Origin of the sequence: Paenibacillus tarimensis (assembly GCF_021532315.1) — a bacterium.
Classification (GTDB): domain Bacteria; phylum Bacillota; class Bacilli; order Paenibacillales; family Paenibacillaceae; genus Paenibacillus_I; species Paenibacillus_I tarimensis.
In genome coordinates, this window is sequence record NZ_JAKGAO010000004.1 from 393,364 (window position 1) to 412,258 (window position 18,895).

An 18,895-nucleotide genomic window follows, 5' to 3' on the forward strand; every position below is an offset into this window, starting at 1 on the left:
TTAAAATCCCCTTTATCCGCGTATTTGGCCGGTTCCGTAGATCCGGTACTTGGTTGAAGTAAGTGCTGGAAGGCCCATTGGCCCCCGTGCGTGGAGTTTCTGTGTACTGATGCCGATTTCGGCGCCAAAGCCAAACTCAAAGCCGTCCGTAAAGCGGGTGGAGGCATTGTGATAAACAGCTGCCGCGTCTACCTCCTGCATAAAACGGGCTGCATGTTCCGCGTCCTCAGTGACAATGCACTCTGAATGCATAGTGCCGTATTGGCGGATGTGAGCGAGCGCATCATCCAGACTGTCAACGATACGGATATTCAGAATATAATCATTATATTCATGATCATACTCGGGCGCCGGAGCATCAGCTGTCTCGGGCAGCAGGGTCCGGACGGCTTCGCAACCGCGGAGCTCAACGCCAGCTTCTCGGAGTCTGCCGGCAATGCTCTGCAGATGGTTTTGAGCGAAGGAGCGGTGTACGAGCAGTGTTTCCATAGCGTTGCAGACAGAAGGGCGCTGCGCCTTGGCATTAACAGCTATATTAGAAGCCATAGCCGGCTCAGCGGACTCATCAAGATAAGTATGACAGATTCCGGCCCCCGTTTCGATAACAGGGACGGTGGCATTCTCAACAACATTGCGGATCAAGGAGGCGCCGCCTCTTGGAATCACGACATCAAGGAGCCCGTTCAGCTTAAGCATTTCGTCGACTGAGCGGCGATCTGAATCTTCAATCAGCTGCAGGGCATCGGGCGGCATCTTCGTATCAGCTATCGCCCTTCGCAGAACCTCCACGATTTGCTTGTTGGAAGCAATCGCAGCAGAGCCGCCGCGAAGAACAACCGCATTGCCTGTCTTTAGACATAGTCCGGCTGCATCAACGGTGACGTTGGGCCTGGCCTCGTAAATCATGCCAATAACCCCGAGCGGAACTCTGATTTTCTCAATATGCAGCCCGTTAGGCCGTTTAAAGGCTTCCAGCTTGTCGCCGACAGGGTCCGGCAGCTCGACAATCTGCCTTAATCCTTCAGCAATGCCCTTGATCCGGTCTTCGGTCAACTTTAGCCGGTCAAGCAGAGATTCGCTGGTGCCGCCGCTGCGTCCCCGTTCAAGGTCTTCCTCGTTAGCTTCTATAATACTCTCCTGATTCGCGATTAACGCATCAGCCATACGCAGCAGCGCGTTATCCTTCTCTTGCGTAGTTAAGCTGTTCATGAGGGCAGCAGCTTTGCGTGCAAGCGCTGCTTTATCCTTTACTTCGCTCATACGACTACCTCCAGTCAAGTTTATAACGTTACCCATTCGTCCCTGTGGATGACCTCGATGCGTGCGACTTCTACCCGCCTTGCAACCTCGTCAGTGCCAAGACCGGCAACAGCCTGGATTTGCCAAGATTCATAATTAACGACCCCGCGCCCGATAACATTCCCGGAAGGGTCCATGACCTCAACCACATCTCCCGGGTGAAATTCGCCTTCTACCACTTGAATGCCTGCAGGCAGGAGACTCTTGCCGCGTACGGTAAGTGCGGTTACAGCGCCTTCGTCAATCCTAATTTTACCGCGCGGGGTAGAGTGGAAGCCAAGCCACTGTTTCTTGACAGAGAGGCTGTGCAGGGATGTATCAAAATAAGTGCCTTTTCCGCTGCCCCGTACGGCGGATAGCAGATCACCCGGCTCAGATGCGCGCCCGATAAAGGTTGAAACTCCGCCGCGCATCGCAATGCGTGCTGCTTCAATCTTGGAACGCATGCCGCCTGTACCTACGGCAGAGCCAGCCCCGCCTGCAATGGCCATGATGTCCTCCGATATTTGTTCAACCCTGGCAATTCGCACGGCGCTGGCATCCTTGCGGGGGTCTGCCGTATATAAGCCGTCCATATCTGTCAGGATCATCAGCTGCCGGGCTCTCACCAGATTGCCAACCAGTGCGGAGAGCGTATCATTATCGCCGAATTTCAACTCATCTGTTGCGACCGTGTCATTCTCATTAATAATAGGAAGCACCCGCTGACTAAGAAGCTCCTCAATGGTCATCAGCGCGTTCTGAATCCGCCTGCGATTTGAGAAATCAGCCCTCGTTAGAAGCAGCTGCGCAACACCTATCCCGCTCGATGCGAAGGCTTCCTGATAAGCCTGCATGAGCAGCGCCTGCCCGACAGCAGCGGCAGCCTGCTTTTCGTGTACCAGCTTGGGACGGGCGGCATACCCGATTCGTCTAAAGCCGGCAGCAACTGCACCAGAGGTGACAAGGAGAAGCGGATGCCCTGCCTGATGAAGAGCTGACAGCTCAGCAGCGAAGTAGGCAATTTGGTCACGGTTCAGCCCTCCTTCTTCAGAGGTTAACGAGCTGCTGCCAATTTTGATAACAATGCGTTCTTCCATAATGATTCCAGTTCCTTCCTAGGCTGCGTTCGCCACAGTAAGCCTTCCGCCTGGGGGGAAGCAGGGCTGCCGGGCGACAAAAAAAGACTTTCATCCTGTGTAAAGGACGAAAGTCTGGCTTCCGCGGTACCACCTTTTGTTGATGATGCTAATGATCATCCTGCTCCATGACCTGATAACAGCAGGCACTGTCCGGTTCATCACCGGCCGTTCAGGGGTGGGTTCGGTAAGGGTTCGCGACGGATTCTTGCAGCCGGGGAATCCGTTCTCTGAGCGCGAGGATCCAAACGTACTGGTCCCGTCATAACGTTGTATGTTCGATTGTGACATCTAACGTAAGAATACCATGATCGGCAAGGGCTGTAAAGTAAGGCAGGCTGCCCCTGTGGAAGCCCTATATACGCATTCCGTGATCAGCTCCCGAACAGCCCGAGAGCACCAATTCGCCGGACAGCCTCCTGAAGACGGGCCTCATCCGCCAGTAGCCCCAGCCTTACATAGCCTTCGCCATGCGTGCCAAACCCTACTCCTGGAGCAAGGACCACGTTGGCCTCTTTCAGCAGGAGGTCAGAGAAGGATTCAGATGTGTAGCCGTCAGGTACAGGCAGCCAGCAGAAGAAGGAGCCGCCTGGCTTGACTGCTTTCCAGCCGATCCCGCTAAGTGCGTCAAACAGAGCATTGCGGCGCTGCTCATACATGGCGGACAGGCTGTGGACACTGTCCTGAGATCCTGTAAGGGCAAGTGCGGCCGCTTCCTGAATGCCGCCGAAGAGGCTGCAGTAGTAATGATCCTGGATAAGGTTGATCAGGCTGATCAGCTTGGCATTGCCTAATGCAAAGCCGACGCGCCAGCCGGCCATATTATAACTCTTTGACAGTGTATAAAACTCCAGGCCAACTTCCTTGGCTCCAGGTGTCTGGAGGAAGCTGACCGGCCTTTGTCCGTCAAATCCGATGCCGCCGTATGCAAAATCACTGGACACCACGATATTATGCCGCTCAGCGAAGCGGACTGTTTCTTCATAGAAGCTGCTGCTGGCCACGGCACCGGTAGGGTTATTCGGATAGTTGATAAACATCAGCTTGGCCTTGTCTGCAACAGGCGCAGGAATCCGGCTGTAATCCGGCAGGAAATCATTGTCTGCCGTTAGCGGCATAAATGACATATGAGCACCGGCAAGCGAAACACCCGACCAGTAATCCGGGTACCCGGGATCCGGTACAAGGCACAAGTCACCGGGATTGAGCAGACATTGACTGATTTCTACGAGTCCTGTCTTGCCGCCAAACAGAATGGCGACCTCAGTAGCAGGATCAAGATCGACATTATAGTCTTCCTTATATCTGGCGGCAACCGCCTCTTTAAGGAACGCATAACCGCTAAATGGCGGATATTTATGATAAAGCGGGTTGGCCGCTGCTTCCTGCAGCTTAGCTACGATATGAGGCGGCGTCGGCTTGTCGGGGTTTCCTTGTCCCAGGTTTATTACGTCATGGCCTTCAGCCAAGCGGGCCGCCGCTTTACTGACCAGGCGGGCAAAAAACTGCGTCGGCAGTTCCTGCATCCGGTGGGCGGGCTCAATCGTGATGCGTGAATGATTATGGTTCATGGTTTGGCAACACTCCATATCTTCCGGTTCGGAACAGAATATTCCTAATGTAGCATGTACATCCCGGCCTGTCGAGACATGGGCGCTTAAGCAAAGGTTCGGTCGTAATAAGCAGCTACTATAGTCACAGAGCGCTTATACCCGGACCCGATGAACCGGAGCAGGTTATCAAGGTGCTGCGGTTTTCCTCAGGAAAGGCTTAAGGTCTGCTTCAAATTCAAGCAAATACGGCTTTTTGGCCGCATCAAAGACGAGCAGCAGCGGGTCGTTCTCCGGACAATAGAAGAGAAATACATCGTCAACGGCGAATTCTGTTTTGCCGATCTTTAAGCTGACAGGCTTGTCGAGCGGTACCCGGTATACAAAACCGCATTTCTCATCGGGCTTTACTTTCGGGGAAAGCTTGGTTGCCGAACGCAGCCAGCCGGACGCCATGTTCTGGTATTCTGCGTCGTTTGGCAGCGTCCGTACAACTTTACCTGCCTTTACATCAAAAATTTGAACCGGCTTTAATGTAATATCCTCTCCCTGCACGGCTGCCTGTGCATGCCACGCAAAAAGGGATGCAAGCATTAGCAGCGCCAGAATAGCAGCAGCTTGTTTTCGCATGTGAACATATCTCCTTTGACTGAAATATTGGTTGACCTTCCGTTATATTGTTCCCAGCTTGACACCTCACCATGACAGGGTAAGATAGTAAAAAAGGTTTTGTGGACGAATGGAGGGGAAGGCATGACCGAACGTTTAAAAGTAGCACTCCTGCAAATGGATATCCAGGCAGGTGATCCGGAAGCGAACTTCCGGCATGTTGAGGAGCTTTTGCAGCAAGCAGTCAGCGGTCCGGAGAAGCCGCAGCTGATCGTGCTGCCAGAGCTGTGGAATACAGGATATGCGCTGGACATCATTGACTCAATCGCCGACCGGGAGGGACAACGGACCAAGGAAATGATGTCCGCATTCAGCCGCGAGCATCAGGTTCAAATTGTGGCAGGCTCCATTGCGGAGCTGAAGGCGGACGGCGGCGTTTACAATACCATCCATGTCTTTGGTCCCGATGGGGCGGAGGCTGGTGAATATTCAAAAATTCACTTGTTCTGTCTGATGGATGAGGAGAAGCATCTGCAGGCCGGCGGGGAGCTCGGGCGCACCGAGGTGGGCGGCGAGCAGGCGGGCATGATGATTTGTTACGATATCCGTTTTCCGGAGCTGGCAAGAACACTGGCCCTGCAGGGAGCAAAGATACTAATAGTACCCGCAGAATGGCCTAACCCAAGGCTGAACCACTGGCGTACACTACTGACTGCCAGAGCCATCGAGAATCAGATGTATGTCATTGCATGCAACCGTGTAGGAACAAGCGGGAGCACATCCTTTTTCGGACACTCCATGATCATTGATCCTTGGGGTGACATTATCGCCGAGGCGGGAGAGGAAGAGACAATCCTTACGGCTGAGATCAATCCTGAGCTTGTTGCCGAGGTGCGGGGCCGGATTCCCGTTTTCACCGACCGCCGGCCGGATCTCTACAAATTAGGATAAAGGTCAATGGTTTCCTTCATCGTCTGAATAAACGCTTCTGCTGCCTTGGACAGGTACCTCCCTTGACGGCTCGCGATGACCAGCGTCCGGGATGGAGAGTGGCTGAGCTTCTTGTATACTGGGGCAAAATCGCTCCACTTCGCACGGGCTACCATCGCTGGTACGAATGCAATGCCCATGCCCGCTGCCACCAGAGATTGTACGGTCTCGATGTTGCTCGTTTCAAATACGATTCGAGGCTCGAAGCCTGCCTTGGCGCACAGGTCATGCGTTATTTGCCGGAAGCCCTGGCCTTTCTTCAGTACAATGAACGGCTCATCAGCCAGTGAGGTAACCGCTATGCCTTCAGCTGAAGTATTCTCCTGGCCTGCGAGACTATGCTGCGGAGGCAGCGCAAGCAGAATTTCTTCTTCGGTCAGGGGTACACAGTCCAGTGACGGGTCAAGGAGAGGCAGGGAAAGAAGGGACAGATCGGTCTGTCCGCTGGCCGTCAGCTGTTCAAGATTCGCCGAGGTTTCCTCGACCAGCACAATTTCAATTTCCGGATAACGGGACTGGAAGACTGGCAGCACTAGCGGAAGCACATGAGCACCCGTAATCGGCAGGCTCCCCACAACGAGCCTGCCTTTTCGCATGTGATTCAGGTCATCCATCTCTTGCTTTAACTGTTCTACGGCATCAAGTATCCCTTCCGCCTTCTGAACGAAGACGGAGCCGGCATGTGTCAGCTCAACGGAGTTGGTTGTCCGCCTAAAGAGCATGACGCCGATTTCCTTCTCCAGCTTTGAAAGCTGCTGGCTGAGGGAAGGCTGGGCGATATGAAGCTTTTCGGCTGCTCTGGAAAAGTTTTTTTCCATGGCGATTTGAACGACGTATTGTAGCTGGCGTATTTCCAAGGCTGCTGCATCTCCTTTTGTTTGGTATAGAAGTAATAGGGGAAGAATCTGATCGTTAATAGGCTATAACTATTAGTCTTATAGATATTATATCTTGGATCAATGATTTAGAAAATGTTAATATGATAACAACAATTCGACAGGGGATACAACTCCCGTTATTTTATCGAAATTTATGGGGTGACAATAATGGCTAAGAGAACGATGTTTGAGAAGATTTGGGATAATCATGTGATTCATTCAGAAGAGGGAAAGCCTAGCGTTATTTATATTGATCTTCACTTGGTTCACGAGGTTACATCTCCGCAAGCATTTGAAGGTTTGCGGTTGTCCGGCCGCAAGGTTCGCCGTCCTGACCTTACATTTGCGACTATGGACCACAACGTTCCAACGAAAGACCGCTTCAATATCACTGATCCGATATCCAAGCAGCAGATTGACACGCTGACGAAGAACTGCCAGGACTTTGGCGTCACACTCTTCGATCTGAACAATATTGATCAGGGTGTCGTGCACGTTATGGGCCCGGAGATCGGCCTGACGCACCCAGGCAAGACAATTGTCTGCGGTGACAGCCATACATCAACCCATGGCGCATTCGGCGCATTGGCTTTCGGTATCGGTACAAGCGAGGTTGAACACGTGCTGGCTACCCAGTGCCTTCAGCAGTCTAAGCCTAAGACAATGGAAGTCCGCTTCAATGGCAAGCGCAAGCCAGGCGTAACGGCGAAGGATATGATTCTTGGGGTTATTGCCAAATACGGTACCGACTTTGCGACTGGTTACGTACTTGAATATACGGGCGAAGCAATCAGCAGCCTGACGATGGAAGAGCGTATGACCGTCTGCAACATGTCTATCGAAGCAGGAGCGCGTGCCGGTCTGATTGCTCCGGACGCTACGACTTTCGAATATCTGCGCGGCCGCCAGCATGCACCGCAGGGCGAAGAGTTCGAGAAGGCGGTTGCCCGCTGGTCTGAGCTGACTACAGACGAGGGTGCAGTATACGATCATGTTGTTGAGTTTGACGTCGACAGCCTGATCCCGCAGGTAACCTGGGGAACAAGCCCTGGCATGGGAACCGATATTACGGCTGTCGTTCCTGACCCGAAGGATTTCGCAACGGAGAACGAGCGGAAAGCAGCTGAGAAGGCTTTGGAGTACATGGATCTGAAGCCGGGTACGCCGATCAGTGAAATTCCGATTGATTATGTATTTATCGGCTCTTGTACGAACGGCCGGATCGAAGATCTCCGGGCTGCCGCCGAGGTTGCCAAAGGTTACAAGGTTAACGAGAAGGTGACGGCGATTGTCGTACCGGGCTCCGGACGCGTTAAGATGCAGGCTGAGAAGGAAGGTCTTGACAAGATCTTCATCGAAGCAGGCTTTGAATGGCGTGAAGCTGGGTGCTCGATGTGTCTGGCCATGAACCCTGACGTTCTGCAGCCGGGACAGCGCTGTGCATCAACATCCAACCGTAACTTTGAAGGCCGTCAAGGCCGTGGCGGACGCACGCATCTTGTATCTCCGGCAATGGCAGCAGCAGCAGCAGTTATGGGCCGCTTCACGGATGTGCGTGACTGGAATTTTAAATCCGAAGTACTGAACTAATCGGACCGATATAGAGGGGAGCAGCATAACTATGGAAGCCTTTAAAACTATGACCGGCATTGTCGCTCCGGTCGATCGTGTGAATGTAGACACTGACGCTATTATTCCTAAGCAATTCCTGAAGCGCATTGAGCGCAGCGGATTCGGACAATTCCTGTTCTATGAATGGCGATTTGACGAAGCCGGCAATATTAATCCGGATTTTGAACCGAATAAGCCTCGTTACCAGGGTGCTTCAGTTCTGATCTCCCGTGCCAACTTCGGCTGCGGCTCTTCGCGTGAGCATGCGCCTTGGGCTATACTGGATTACGGATTCAAATGTGTAATTGCTCCGTCCTTTGCTGATATCTTCTATAATAACTGCTTTAAGAACGGCATTTTGCCGATTAAGCTAAGTGAAGAACAGGTCGAAGATTTGTTCCAGCGTACGGCACAGTACGAGGGATATGAACTGACCATCAGTCTTGAAGATAAGACTATCACCGATAACCATGGACTTCATATTACATTCGATCTGGATGAGCACCGCCGTCAATTCCTGCTTCAGGGACTGGATGACATCGGGCTTACGCTCCAGCATGAAGACAAGATTTCTGCTTATGAAGCGGAGCGGGCAGCACAAGTATAAGGTATGTTAATGAATCAAATCATCAAGCCGTTCCGCCGGGAACGGCTTTCTTTTTTACACATATACGCGAAAAATCACACATTTAGGTTGATCTAGGGCTGTTTTTCTTCAAAAATCGCATTGTTGCACATTTTTCCCTGACGACGCAACTTTTTCTGCAGGATTGCGTCTAAATATACGTCTGTATTCGTCAAAGCTGACGATTCGGTGCGGGCAACAAATCTGGCTTGAGGTGAATTATGAAGAAGTTTGTAACGATGATGCTGTTGATGTCGTTCGTTTGTGCGCTTCTCCCGGGAATCGGACAAGCTGCCACTGTAGTCCCGAAGTTGTTTCTGGACGGAAATGTCATCCAGACGGATGCGCAGCCGCGCATTGTCAAGTCGTCAACGATGGTTCCAATGCGGGTTATTGCCGAACAGCTTGGTTACAGTGTAGACTGGAATTCGAAGACCAGAGAAGTAACAATCGCGGATGGCAGCACGCTTATCGTGCTTACGGCTGATCAGGATGTTGCTGTTGTTAACGGGACAAGCGTGAAGCTGGATGCTCCCGCGTTCATCGACAAAGGTGTAACGTATGTGCCTCTGCGGTTTGTTGGGCAGAACCTGGGTCTTACTGTGAGATGGGAGCAGACAACAAAGTCGGTTTACTTGATTACGCCGGCCATGCCAGAGTTGCCATCAAACGGTGCTGGTGTAGGCGCTCCAGTAACACAGCCTGCGGCCGAGAAGCCGGCAGCGGATACAAGTGCTCTAATTGAATCGATCAATTATAACGGCATGGGCCGGATCACCATTAAATACGATGGTCAGTTGACGCCTAACAATGCATTCTGGCTGGAAAATCCCGACAGGCTTGTGATTGATATTCCTAATACTGCTTTCTCCCCGGAGTATTCTGCGGCCCTGGCTGCGGCAGGGAGCAGGAGTGAGGGGAAGATCATAACGGAGACATTGAATCTCAAGAGCATCCGGTATTCGCTCTTCTCCTCCGATCCGTCAACTGTACGTGTTGTGCTGGATATGGCGGTAAAATCCGAATACCAGGTTTCCTCGGGAGAGGGCGAGTATTATATTGATGTGGCGCTGACTGACGTTCCGGCTGATGCCATTACTGAGCCAGCTCCGTCACAAGTTATCCCGGTCGGAGGGACTCCAAGTGGTTCGCCGACAGGCTACAAGGTCGTTATTGATCCTGGTCACGGGGGTAAGGATCCGGGTGCAATCAGTGTGATTGGCAAGGCTGAGAAGGAGTATAATCTTGCTATTGCTTTGAAGGTGAATGCTCTTCTGGAGAAGGAGCCGATGATTCAGCCCTATCTCACACGCAGTACGGATGTCTTCATTGAGCTTGAGGACCGTGCCAAGTTTGCGAATAATTTAAAAGCTGACTTATTCATTTCCATTCATGCCAACAGCTACAAATCTACCATCCGTGGTACGGAAACCTACTATAGCCGTGCGGACAGCAAGGCGTTTGCTGATATTATGCACAAACAACTGCTGGTCGGAACCGGACTGCCTGACCGTAAGGTCAGACAAGCCGGCTTCCTGGTTATCCGTAAGACGAACATGCCGGCCGTTCTTCTGGAATCGGGGTATTTGTCCAACAGAGAGGATGCAACTGTACTCTTCACTGAATCCGTTCAAGATCGGACCGCAGCTAGGATAGTAGCGGCCATCAAGGAACAACTGAAGCTGAAGTAAGGAGGCCGTCTCTAATGAAGAAAGTAGCTTTACTGTTGATGCTGTCCGTTGCAGCAATGTCTGTTTCTGCCTGCGGCAAGGGCAGGGATGTGAGCGAGCCGGCGCAAGTGCCGGCTTCATCGCCTGTTCAGGTGGATGATAACAATCCTCAAGCCCAAGAGGAGATTCCAGTCATCAGCATGCCTGTGAACGTCTATGTATCCGATGAGGACATGTCTGATCTCAAGGAGAAGTCTGTCATCATCGAGTTTGGGGATGATACCGCGAAATATTTGTCTGCTCTGGAAGCACTCAAAGGGGAGGGCGAGGGAGAGGTATCGCTCTGGCGGGATGCGGTTTTCCATTCGGCAACATTTGGCGACGGCAGGCTTACCGTTGACCTCAGCTTGCCGGAGGAGGCCCGGCTGGGTGCTCCGGGAGAACAGCTTGCTGTGGATGCTCTTCAGCAGACATGCTTCCAGTTCGATGAGGTGAAAGAGCTGGAAATCCTTGTTGACGGTGAAGCGGTAGAAAGCTTGATGGGTCATGTGTATCTCGACCATCCGATTGTAAGACCTTAATGATCATAGGACCATCCCGGCTGCCGGTAGATGGTTCTTATCTTATCTAAGTAGTTCATTACATATAATAGCGTAGGGGGACTGGCTGAATGCCTCACTCAACATCACATTGGAAGAAGTTGCTGATTTCTACATTAATCTGTTCCATGCTAACCGGCGGAGCTGCATTTGCAGAGACTGCAGGTACAGGTGCGGCATCAGGCGCAGCAGGCACAGAAGGCTCCGCGAATACGGCGGTCGGCGGCTCGGTGTCCATGCTGTTCTCAGATGTAGCCGCAGGTCATTGGGCTGAGAAGCATATTAGTAAATTGTCGCTGCAGGGTATTGTGAAAGGGAACAACGGTAAGTTTCGTCCTTCGGATAATGTAACCCAGCAGGAAGCAGTTGTAATGGCGATTCGTTTCCTGGGCCTGGAGAACGAGGTAGCCGCGGCAGTCATGAGCTTTCCCGATTCATTTCGTGTAGGAAATTATTATACGTCTTATACAGCTCTGGCTTTCCAGAAGGGTCTCCTGGAACAGGAGGCCGAAATGAAGGCCGCAGCAGCTGATACCTCGGTGGATTGGGGCAGCAAGCCGGCTACACGTGAGTGGATCACGAAGCTGGTGGTCCGAGCTATTGGCGAGCAGGAGAAGGCCGCAGCACTAAGCACTTCGGTGCCAGCTTTCCATGACGCTGCTCTAGCAGACAGCTCTTATAACGGTTATATTAATGCGGCTGTGTCTCTTGGCCTTGTGAATGGTGTTTCTGCAAACCGTTTCGACCCGAAAGGGCTTGTCAACAGGGCGATGATGGCGACTCTGCTGAGCCGGGCAGAAGCGAAATATCCAGTTAACTATGAAGGGCAAGCGCAGGGTGTTATATCCGCAATTTCTGATAATCAGATCACGCTCTATTATGCTGATGGACAAACGGTTACCTATGCCATCACGCCGTCTACGATGATATTCCGTTTTGATTCCGAGAAGGCTTCAACATTGGGATCGTTAAACGCCTATACCAATGCCATGGTTATTACTGAGAATGGCACTGCACGTTATATAGAGCAGCTGGATGCCAATGTTCTGGTCGAAACGGTAACGGGTACGATAGGCAGTATTGATTTGGCATCCGGTGAACTCTGGCTTAAGGTAGGCAGCGGATATCAGTCGTTCAAGTATGACGGGAATCTCGTTATTGCGAACAGCAGCGGGGCCCCTCTAGCTCTGACTGATTTGCAAGAGGGAAGCACAGTTGAGGTTCTTCGGGATAAATTCCGCACTACACCGCTCGTTGTGAAGATTATTGTCAAGGGTGCTCCGGTCAGCCGTGCGGGCAGTGGAACCATTACACAGATTCAGGCAGGAAAAATAACCATTCAGGAAACCGAGAGCTCGGTAACCTGGAATGTCTCTTCATCCGTTGCAGTTACAAGAAATGGACGTCCGGCCAGCCTCGGCGAGATTACGGCAGGGGATAAGGCAGTATTCGAAATTCAGAATGATCTTGTAACCAAGCTGGATGTTACAGCAACCGGAAGCCAGAAGTTGACGGGATCGTTCAACGATATCAGTGCGGACGGCAAGACTATTACCTATATCGTGAACGGCCGGCCAGAAGCGAAGTTCATCGCTGCCAGTGCCAAGATTATTATTGATGGTATTACTAACCCGGGAATAACCGACCTTGCCAAGGACGATGAGTTGGAGCTGACCCTAAATGCGGATGGACAAGTTACCCAGATTAAGGTTATCAACCGGGAAGTCGTGATGCTGAATAATGCAACCATATTATCTTATGTGCCGGAGAGCAAGGTGCTTACGGTAGCTGATTCCAGCGGCAAGCCGCATGCTCTGTCTCTTTCCTCTAAGACGAGGATCGACTTTAACGGTACAGCAATGGCGGTTGAAGCTGCGGGCTCGATGCTGGTCAAGGGACGTAAAGTTAGTGTCGGATACTCGGATTCCAATGCTATTATCCTTAAATTTGTATTCCAGTACTCCGGCAAGCTCTCAGGCATCAACTCGTTGACCAACCAGATTACCATTCGAATGTCAGATGACTCGGCAGTAACACTGCCGCTCGAAAGTCCGACTGTTGAACTCCTTGGCAAAACGAATCCTGTATTGGCCGACTTGAAGACCGGTGACAGTGTGACACTTCTTCTGAATGCTACCCAGGATAAGGTGGTACTAATTAAAGTCGGACAGGTGGTGCAGCAAACAGTGTCTTCTGTGGATATAGCTGCGAACAAAGTGAAGCTTACCTCAGCGGAAGGTCAGACCAGCGAGTGGAGTACAGGCTCTGCATTTACTATCTCGGATGAAAACGGCAAGGCGATTGCACTGAATCAGCTGGCGGCAGGCCAAGTGGTCAATGTCACCTATGAAGGCAGAACAGCAGTAGCAATTAAGAAGGTTGCAGTGACGGCAGGACAGCTTGTTGCTGTAGATGCAGGTAAGGTCACGGTGAAGGACTACACTGGACAGACGGTTGTGTACCAGATGGATAACGGCTATCAAGTGATGAAGAATGGCGCTTCCGTCACAGCCGGCACGCTGGCGGTTGGTGACCGGGTAGAAATTCGCAAAAATACGAATGACCAGCTTATCATTACCGTGAATCCTGGTCTGGTCAAAACGTATTGGAAATATGATGCGGCAGCTAAGACGTTGTATACAACCCGTTCTGCTGTAGCGGACCGTTACATGTATACGATCCTTCCGGAGACTGTCATCCAGTCGGCTGATGGCGCCAAGCTGGATATACAGAATCTTAAGAATGGCGATAAGATTACTCTCTATCTCTATCAGGACAAGCTTCTCGAGGTTGTGAAGCAGTAATAAATTGCACGAAAGAGGTGCTATCCGGCAGGCCGGACTGGCATCTCTTTTTGTGTATGATAAATCCTGTTTGCGGTTGATTACGATGTTCTATGATAAATTCGTGAAATCCTTATAGGGCATGCAGGAATATTTCTATTAAACCGTATTCTATGCTTGCGATTCGTGACATTTTTCGCTACACTTTGTACGATAGCCCATTTCTCTTAGAAGAATAGGGGACGCAAGCGCCACAGAGGCGGGCAGGAGAGAAGATATGAACGCTAAGCAAATGCGTCACATCTTGGACTGTATTGCCGAGATGTTTCCTGACGCACATTGCGAATTAAATCATAGTAATCCGTTTGAGCTGACAATCGCTGTTTTGTTGTCTGCGCAATGTACGGACGAAACGGTTAATAAGGTGACAGCGGACCTGTTCCGTAAATATAAGAAACCGGAAGATTATCTTGCGGTTCCACTTGAGGAGCTTCAAGAAGATATCAGGCGGATAGGCTTATACAGGAACAAGGCGGCGAATATTCAGAAGCTGTGCCAAATTCTGCTCGAACGATATGATGGCCAAGTTCCGGAGCTACACGAGCAGCTGACTGAACTGCCGGGAGTGGGCCGCAAGACAGCTAATGTCGTCGTATCCAATGCATTTGGTGTGCCGGCGATAGCGGTAGATACACATGTCGAGCGGGTCTCCAAACGGCTTGCCGCCGCTAAGCCCGATGACTCCGTTCTGGAAGTGGAGAAGAAGCTGATGAAGCTTGTTCCCCGGGATGAATGGACGCTAACCCATCACCGGTTGATCTTTTTTGGACGCTATCACTGTAAGGCACAAAGCCCTAAATGCGACATCTGCCCTTTGCTTGATGTTTGTAAGGAAGGCAAAAGGCGTATGAAACCTGTACAAAACAGGAAGAATAAACCAAAAATAAAACAATCGCAAATCGCCAGTAAAGGATGAGGAACAATGAAATGCATTTCCGTTTACACTGACAATTTTGAACTATTCTCGGACATCTACGAGCAGATTCTTGAATCTCCACCGGCTGATAACGAAGATGTCGTGCTCGAAGGCATCACGGTAAGCGGCTCCGGTGAAGTGCCCGATCAATATATTGAACGGATGCGTGTTAAGCCGGAGGTTGTCGTGATGCGTGAGAAGAAGCGCGGCATTACGATTCTTCAGCACGGAAATGTCTTTGAGATCTGTATGCCTGGCGATGAAGGGGACGCTGAGTAGCGTTCTGCCATATGATAAACCCATGAAGCCGGCGGCGGTTGCCGCCGGCTTCATTTATTAAGCATGAAAGTATGACCATAATAGATATGGGAGAGACAGCGTCATGGACAGCAAAACGTTAGAGACATTGCATCCGCTTGACAATGCTCTGGTCACGATTCGCGAGAGGATGCAGAAGCAAAACGATCCGGCTCATGCGGATAAAGTGGCGGAGCTGCTTGAGAAACGGACAGGAGATGCGCTGATAGCCGCCTTCTGCGGCCATTTTTCAGCGGGGAAGTCGACGCTCGTTAACCGGTTGTGTGGTGCCGAGCTGCTGCCTTCGAGCCCTATCCCAACAAGTGCGAATGTGGTATCGATCCGGGGCGGCGAGCCATCTGCTGTCATAGAGCGGATTAACAATGGTACCAAGGAAACGATTACAGCAGCTCCTGAGCGGTTGGAGGAGTATTGTGTGAACGGAGAGGAATTTGTATCCGTTGCCATCTCTTATCCTTCGGACCTGCTTAGAGAAGACCTTATGCTGCTGGATACACCAGGCATTGACTCCACGGATGCGGCGCATCGGCTGGCAACGGAATCGGCTCTTCACCTGGCAGACGTCGTGTTCTATGTCATGGATTATAATCACGTGCAGTCTGAAATCAACTTCACGTTCGCCAAGCAGCTGACTGACTGGGGCAAGCCTATGTATCTGATTGTTAATCAGATCGATAAGCACCGGGACAATGAGCTCCCTTTTGAAGAATACAAGGAGTCTGTCAAGCGCGCGTTCACCGATTGGCATCTGGAGCCTGCGGGGATCCTATTTCTGTCACTTAAGAAGCCTGATCATCCAGCCTCCCAGCTGGTTCAGCTGGAGGCACTGCTTCGTCAGCTGACCAGCAGCAAGCAGCAGCTGCAAAGCTACAACATCGATGCTTCAGCGCGATTCTTGATAGCAGAACACGTTAGACAGTTAGCATCTGAGGCGGAGCCGGAACGGCAGCGTCTGCTTGAAGCTGCCGGAGGAGAGGAAGAGGCAGCAACGGTTGCAGACAGGCTAAAGACATTTAAGTTAGAGCTCGAAGATGCCAAGCGCCGTCCAGCCAAGCTCCAGGAAGCACTGCGCCAAGAGGTTCAGGCCATTCTCGGCAGCGCTAACATTATGCCTGCTGTTGTTCGGGACTTAGCCCATGAGATGCTGGAAAGCCGCAAGCCCGGCTTCCGTACCGGTATTCTGTTCGCGGGTGCTAAGACAGCAGCTGAGCAAGCCAGACGGCTTGAGGCGTTCCGCCGGGAGCTGGATGAACAAATTCAGGCGGCAGTCTATTGGCATCTGAAGGATCTGCTCCGCAAAGCCGCTGATAAGCTCCGGTGGCGGGGAGATGAGGTAGAGAGGCAGCTGCAGGGAAATCTCGATCAGGAAATGACGGGTGACTGGCTGCTGGCCCAGATTCAGTCTGGTGCGGTCATGGGCAATGAATACACGATGACTTACAGCAGGCAGGTAGCGCAAAAAGTGCAGGAAGACGCTCGCCGGCGAGCCTATGCATTCATCGAACTGCTGGGTGTTAAGGCAGCGGAGCAATCTCTGGAGGAAGAGCGGCAGATTGAGCAGCAGCTTGCAGAGCTGGGTTCGAAATCTCAGGCGGTCATAGAGCTGCAGGCGATGGATCATAAGACAGAAGCTTATCTGCAGAGTTTACTGGCCGAGCTGCCTGCGTCTCCTGAACGGCCGTCACTCCCTGTTCCAGATGCTTCAAACACGATCATATCGTACAGTCCGGATCAGTCCAGTACTCATGCAGTAAAGTCGTACGAATCTTCCGATACCGCGGGTTCCCCGGCTGGTCAGGCAAAGAAAGACCTTGGCAGCGCTGCAATTATTGCTGCTGGGCATCTGGAAGCAGCCAGTAATGTCTCTGCACCTGCCGCCAATAAGGAAATGCTTCATACTCAGCATGCCTCTGCTCGCAGGCTTCTGGAAGCTGCTTCCCTGCTGGAAGGCTACGAAGCAATGATTGATACAGTCGATGCCATGAAACGTAAGGCAGACCGGCTGAAGAACGGCAGATTTACCATCGCCTTGTTCGGGGCTTTCAGTGCAGGCAAGTCTTCATTTGCGAACGCGCTAATCGGATCGCCGGCGCTTCCGGTCTCGCCTAACCCGACGACAGCTGCGATTAACCGCATTGTGGCTCCCGAGGCGGAATATCCGCATGGTACTGCCAAGGTTATCATGAAATCCTACGAGACCATGCTGGATGATGTCCGTTTCTCGCTTTCCATGCTTGGCGGAGATACATCTTCAGCGGACATCAGCGAGCTGCTGGAGCAGGTCAAGGCATTTACACCTGCAGGACTGCACCCGGGCGGGAGACCGCATTACAGCTTCCTGAAGGCGGCTCTGCACGGATGGGGCTCATATGGCGCTCAGCTGGGCAAGGAGCTTAAGGCATCCGCTAAGGAGTATCGGCAATTCGTTGCGGAGGAGTCCAGATCCTGCTTCGTACAGCAGATTGATCTTCATTATGACTGTCCGTTGACAGCGCAAGGAATTGTGTTGGTGGATACGCCCGGAGCTGATTCGGTTAATGCCCGGCATACTGGTGTCGCGTTTCACTATATCAAGAATGCTGACGCAGTCTTGTTCGTAACGTATTACAATCACGCCTTCTCGCAGGCGGACCGGCAGTTCTTGACCCAGCTTGGACGGGTTAAGGATCAGTTTGAGCTTGATAAAATGTTCTTTATTGTCAATGCAGCTGACCTGGCAGATAGCAGCGAAGAGCTTCAGGGTGTTCTAAAGCATGTGGAGCAGAATTTGCTGCAGCACGGGATAAGGTTTCCGCGAATGTTTGCCGTCTCGAGTCTGCTGGCACTTACCGGTAAACAGGAGGGAAATCAAGAGCTAATCAGGCATTCGGGGATTGATGCCTTCGAGCAGTCTTTCCTTGATTTCACAGCCAAAGAGCTCGGGGGCATCGCGATCGAAGCGGCCAGGCGGGAGATTACACGGGCAAAGGATATCGTTGCCGACTGGATCGAGTCCGCGGGACATGATGAACAGACAAGGTATACGGAAGCGGAAGCTCTCCGTGAGGCGGCAGCTAAGGCGCTTCAGCATGTACAGTCAGCTGGTAGCCGGGCACCGTTTGATCCGCTGCGGCAAGAGCTGCAGGAGCTGTTCCATCATGTTCTCCAGCGGGTTCGCTATCGCTTTGGAGAATTCTTCAACTTCTCATTCAATCCAGCTGTGCTGCAGGATGACGGCCGCGACCTGAAGAAAATGCTGGTGTCATCATGGCTTGAGCTGCAGCAGATGCTGCGTAAGGAACTGTCCCAGGAGCTGCTTGCGACTCAGTTAAGACTGGAACTGTCGCTTAAACGGCTGGTGCAGAAGCACTACGAGTCGGAAGCAGCTGATACAAGCAGGCTGCTGGAAGGCTTCCGTGCGGAGGCGTATGAGCCCAGTGATGCTTCCGCGCCTGAGGTGTATGAAGAATGGCAGGCTCGGGAGCAGCCGGATATACGCTGGCTGTCCACCAGATTCAAATCCCCAAGGCATTTCTTCGAGGGCAGCGGCAAGTCAGCCATGAGAGAAGAACTTGAGCAGTTATTGGCCCCCGGTATGCAGGATTATATGGAACGGCGGGCAGAAGAATGGACCGGCCATTATGAGCAGGCATGGAAATCGGCGCTGGCTGAAGTGGCCTCCAGGCTGGAACGAAGTATCCGCAGCTATGAGTCCGGCAGAATGGCGTCCCTTAACCAGTCAGTCAGTGAAGTAGAGCTGCGCCGGTTGTTTGATGCTTTAAGCGTGGTCTGAGAGCAGGGGACCGGACCATAAGCACGAGCTTTATAATTATCGGCATTCACTATGAAATTTATCGTTATTAAACCTGTGCGCTGAAGCAGCGCGCAGG

At 51.9% G+C, this 18,895-nt stretch carries 15 protein-coding genes; 10 read left to right on the forward strand and 5 right to left on the reverse strand.

All coding sequences use genetic code 11. The features are described from left to right. Positions 1 to 12: 12 nt before the first annotated feature. Both L1N82_RS03185 and proB read right to left on the reverse strand, forming a co-directional pair. Complete coding sequence (locus L1N82_RS03185; RefSeq protein WP_235285877.1) at positions 13 to 1,260, reverse strand: glutamate-5-semialdehyde dehydrogenase; 1,248 nt, start codon at positions 1,258 to 1,260, stop codon at positions 13 to 15. Positions 1,261 to 1,280: 20 nt separating this feature from the next. Then, positions 1,281 to 2,378, reverse strand: a complete 1,098-nt coding sequence (proB, locus tag L1N82_RS03190; RefSeq protein ID WP_235285878.1) for a glutamate 5-kinase — start codon at positions 2,376 to 2,378, stop codon at positions 1,281 to 1,283. A 142-nt stretch (positions 2,379 to 2,520) separates the two neighbouring features. Between proB and L1N82_RS03195 the strand changes: the two genes are divergently transcribed. Beyond that, complete coding sequence (locus L1N82_RS03195) at positions 2,521 to 2,685, forward strand: hypothetical protein (RefSeq protein ID WP_235285879.1); 165 nt, start codon at positions 2,521 to 2,523, stop codon at positions 2,683 to 2,685. 106 nt (positions 2,686 to 2,791) lie between these two features. Here L1N82_RS03195 and L1N82_RS03200 read toward each other — a convergent pair whose 3' ends face one another. Next, positions 2,792 to 3,988, reverse strand: a complete 1,197-nt coding sequence (locus tag L1N82_RS03200) for a pyridoxal phosphate-dependent aminotransferase (protein WP_268821784.1) — start codon at positions 3,986 to 3,988, stop codon at positions 2,792 to 2,794. A gap of 168 nt (positions 3,989 to 4,156) precedes the next feature. Continuing rightward, a complete protein-coding gene (locus L1N82_RS03205) occupies positions 4,157 to 4,597 on the reverse strand; it encodes a hypothetical protein (RefSeq protein WP_235285880.1) in 441 nt (146 codons plus the stop codon). A gap of 123 nt (positions 4,598 to 4,720) precedes the next feature. Here L1N82_RS03205 and L1N82_RS03210 point away from each other — a divergent pair, with 123 nt between their 5' ends. Further along, the gene (locus L1N82_RS03210; RefSeq protein WP_235285881.1) at positions 4,721 to 5,527 is read left to right on the forward strand and encodes a carbon-nitrogen family hydrolase; all 807 of its coding nucleotides are present in this window, start codon (positions 4,721 to 4,723) and stop codon (positions 5,525 to 5,527) included. Here L1N82_RS03210 and L1N82_RS03215 read toward each other — a convergent pair. Next, a complete protein-coding gene (locus L1N82_RS03215) occupies positions 5,512 to 6,423 on the reverse strand; it encodes a LysR family transcriptional regulator (RefSeq protein WP_235285882.1) in 912 nt (303 codons plus the stop codon). The two genes, L1N82_RS03210 and L1N82_RS03215, sit on opposite strands and share 16 nt — an antisense overlap. A 189-nt stretch (positions 6,424 to 6,612) precedes the next feature. Between L1N82_RS03215 and leuC the strand changes: the two genes are divergently transcribed. From leuC to L1N82_RS03255, 8 genes are all read left to right on the forward strand, one after another. Beyond that, positions 6,613 to 8,034: a 3-isopropylmalate dehydratase large subunit gene (leuC, locus tag L1N82_RS03220; protein WP_235285883.1), complete on the forward strand. Its 1,422-nt coding sequence runs from the start codon at positions 6,613 to 6,615 to the stop codon at positions 8,032 to 8,034. A 31-nt stretch (positions 8,035 to 8,065) separates the two neighbouring features. Next, positions 8,066 to 8,662, forward strand: a complete 597-nt coding sequence (leuD, locus tag L1N82_RS03225; RefSeq protein ID WP_235285884.1) for a 3-isopropylmalate dehydratase small subunit — start codon at positions 8,066 to 8,068, stop codon at positions 8,660 to 8,662. Positions 8,663 to 8,901: 239 nt separating this feature from the next. Further along, entirely contained in the window at positions 8,902 to 10,371 is a 1,470-nt protein-coding gene (locus L1N82_RS03230) for an N-acetylmuramoyl-L-alanine amidase family protein (RefSeq protein ID WP_235285885.1), read from the forward strand. 14 nt (positions 10,372 to 10,385) lie between these two features. Beyond that, positions 10,386 to 10,931: a GerMN domain-containing protein gene (locus L1N82_RS03235; protein ID WP_235285886.1), complete on the forward strand. Its 546-nt coding sequence runs from the start codon at positions 10,386 to 10,388 to the stop codon at positions 10,929 to 10,931. Positions 10,932 to 11,020: 89 nt separating this feature from the next. Further along, a complete protein-coding gene (locus tag L1N82_RS03240) occupies positions 11,021 to 13,753 on the forward strand; it encodes an S-layer homology domain-containing protein (protein WP_235285887.1) in 2,733 nt (910 codons plus the stop codon). A 256-nt stretch (positions 13,754 to 14,009) separates the two neighbouring features. After that, a complete protein-coding gene (gene nth, locus L1N82_RS03245; protein WP_235285888.1) occupies positions 14,010 to 14,708 on the forward strand; it encodes an endonuclease III in 699 nt (232 codons plus the stop codon). Between the two features lie 6 nt (positions 14,709 to 14,714). After that, positions 14,715 to 14,987, forward strand: coding sequence for an NAD/NADP transhydrogenase alpha subunit (locus L1N82_RS03250; protein ID WP_235285889.1), 273 nt, complete (start codon positions 14,715 to 14,717; stop codon positions 14,985 to 14,987). A gap of 103 nt (positions 14,988 to 15,090) precedes the next feature. Next, positions 15,091 to 18,798: a dynamin family protein gene (locus tag L1N82_RS03255; RefSeq protein ID WP_235285890.1), complete on the forward strand. Its 3,708-nt coding sequence runs from the start codon at positions 15,091 to 15,093 to the stop codon at positions 18,796 to 18,798. Positions 18,799 to 18,895 lie beyond the last annotated feature (97 nt).

Coding starts and splice junctions, on each gene's coding strand:
- L1N82_RS03185 (WP_235285877.1), bottom strand. CDS start 1,260: ATGAGCGAAGTAAAGGATAAAGCAGCGCTTGCACGCAAAGCTGCTGCC.
- proB (WP_235285878.1), bottom strand. CDS start 2,378: ATGGAAGAACGCATTGTTATCAAAATTGGCAGCAGCTCGTTAACCTCT.
- L1N82_RS03195 (WP_235285879.1), top strand. CDS start 2,521: ATGATGCTAATGATCATCCTGCTCCATGACCTGATAACAGCAGGCACT.
- L1N82_RS03200 (WP_268821784.1), bottom strand. CDS start 3,988: ATGAACCATAATCATTCACGCATCACGATTGAGCCCGCCCACCGGATG.
- L1N82_RS03205 (WP_235285880.1), bottom strand. CDS start 4,597: ATGCGAAAACAAGCTGCTGCTATTCTGGCGCTGCTAATGCTTGCATCC.
- L1N82_RS03210 (WP_235285881.1), top strand. CDS start 4,721: ATGACCGAACGTTTAAAAGTAGCACTCCTGCAAATGGATATCCAGGCA.
- leuC (WP_235285883.1), top strand. CDS start 6,613: ATGGCTAAGAGAACGATGTTTGAGAAGATTTGGGATAATCATGTGATT.
- leuD (WP_235285884.1), top strand. CDS start 8,066: ATGGAAGCCTTTAAAACTATGACCGGCATTGTCGCTCCGGTCGATCGT.
- L1N82_RS03230 (WP_235285885.1), top strand. CDS start 8,902: ATGAAGAAGTTTGTAACGATGATGCTGTTGATGTCGTTCGTTTGTGCG.
- L1N82_RS03235 (WP_235285886.1), top strand. CDS start 10,386: ATGAAGAAAGTAGCTTTACTGTTGATGCTGTCCGTTGCAGCAATGTCT.
- L1N82_RS03240 (WP_235285887.1), top strand. CDS start 11,021: ATGCCTCACTCAACATCACATTGGAAGAAGTTGCTGATTTCTACATTA.
- nth (WP_235285888.1), top strand. CDS start 14,010: ATGAACGCTAAGCAAATGCGTCACATCTTGGACTGTATTGCCGAGATG.
- L1N82_RS03250 (WP_235285889.1), top strand. CDS start 14,715: ATGAAATGCATTTCCGTTTACACTGACAATTTTGAACTATTCTCGGAC.
- L1N82_RS03255 (WP_235285890.1), top strand. CDS start 15,091: ATGGACAGCAAAACGTTAGAGACATTGCATCCGCTTGACAATGCTCTG.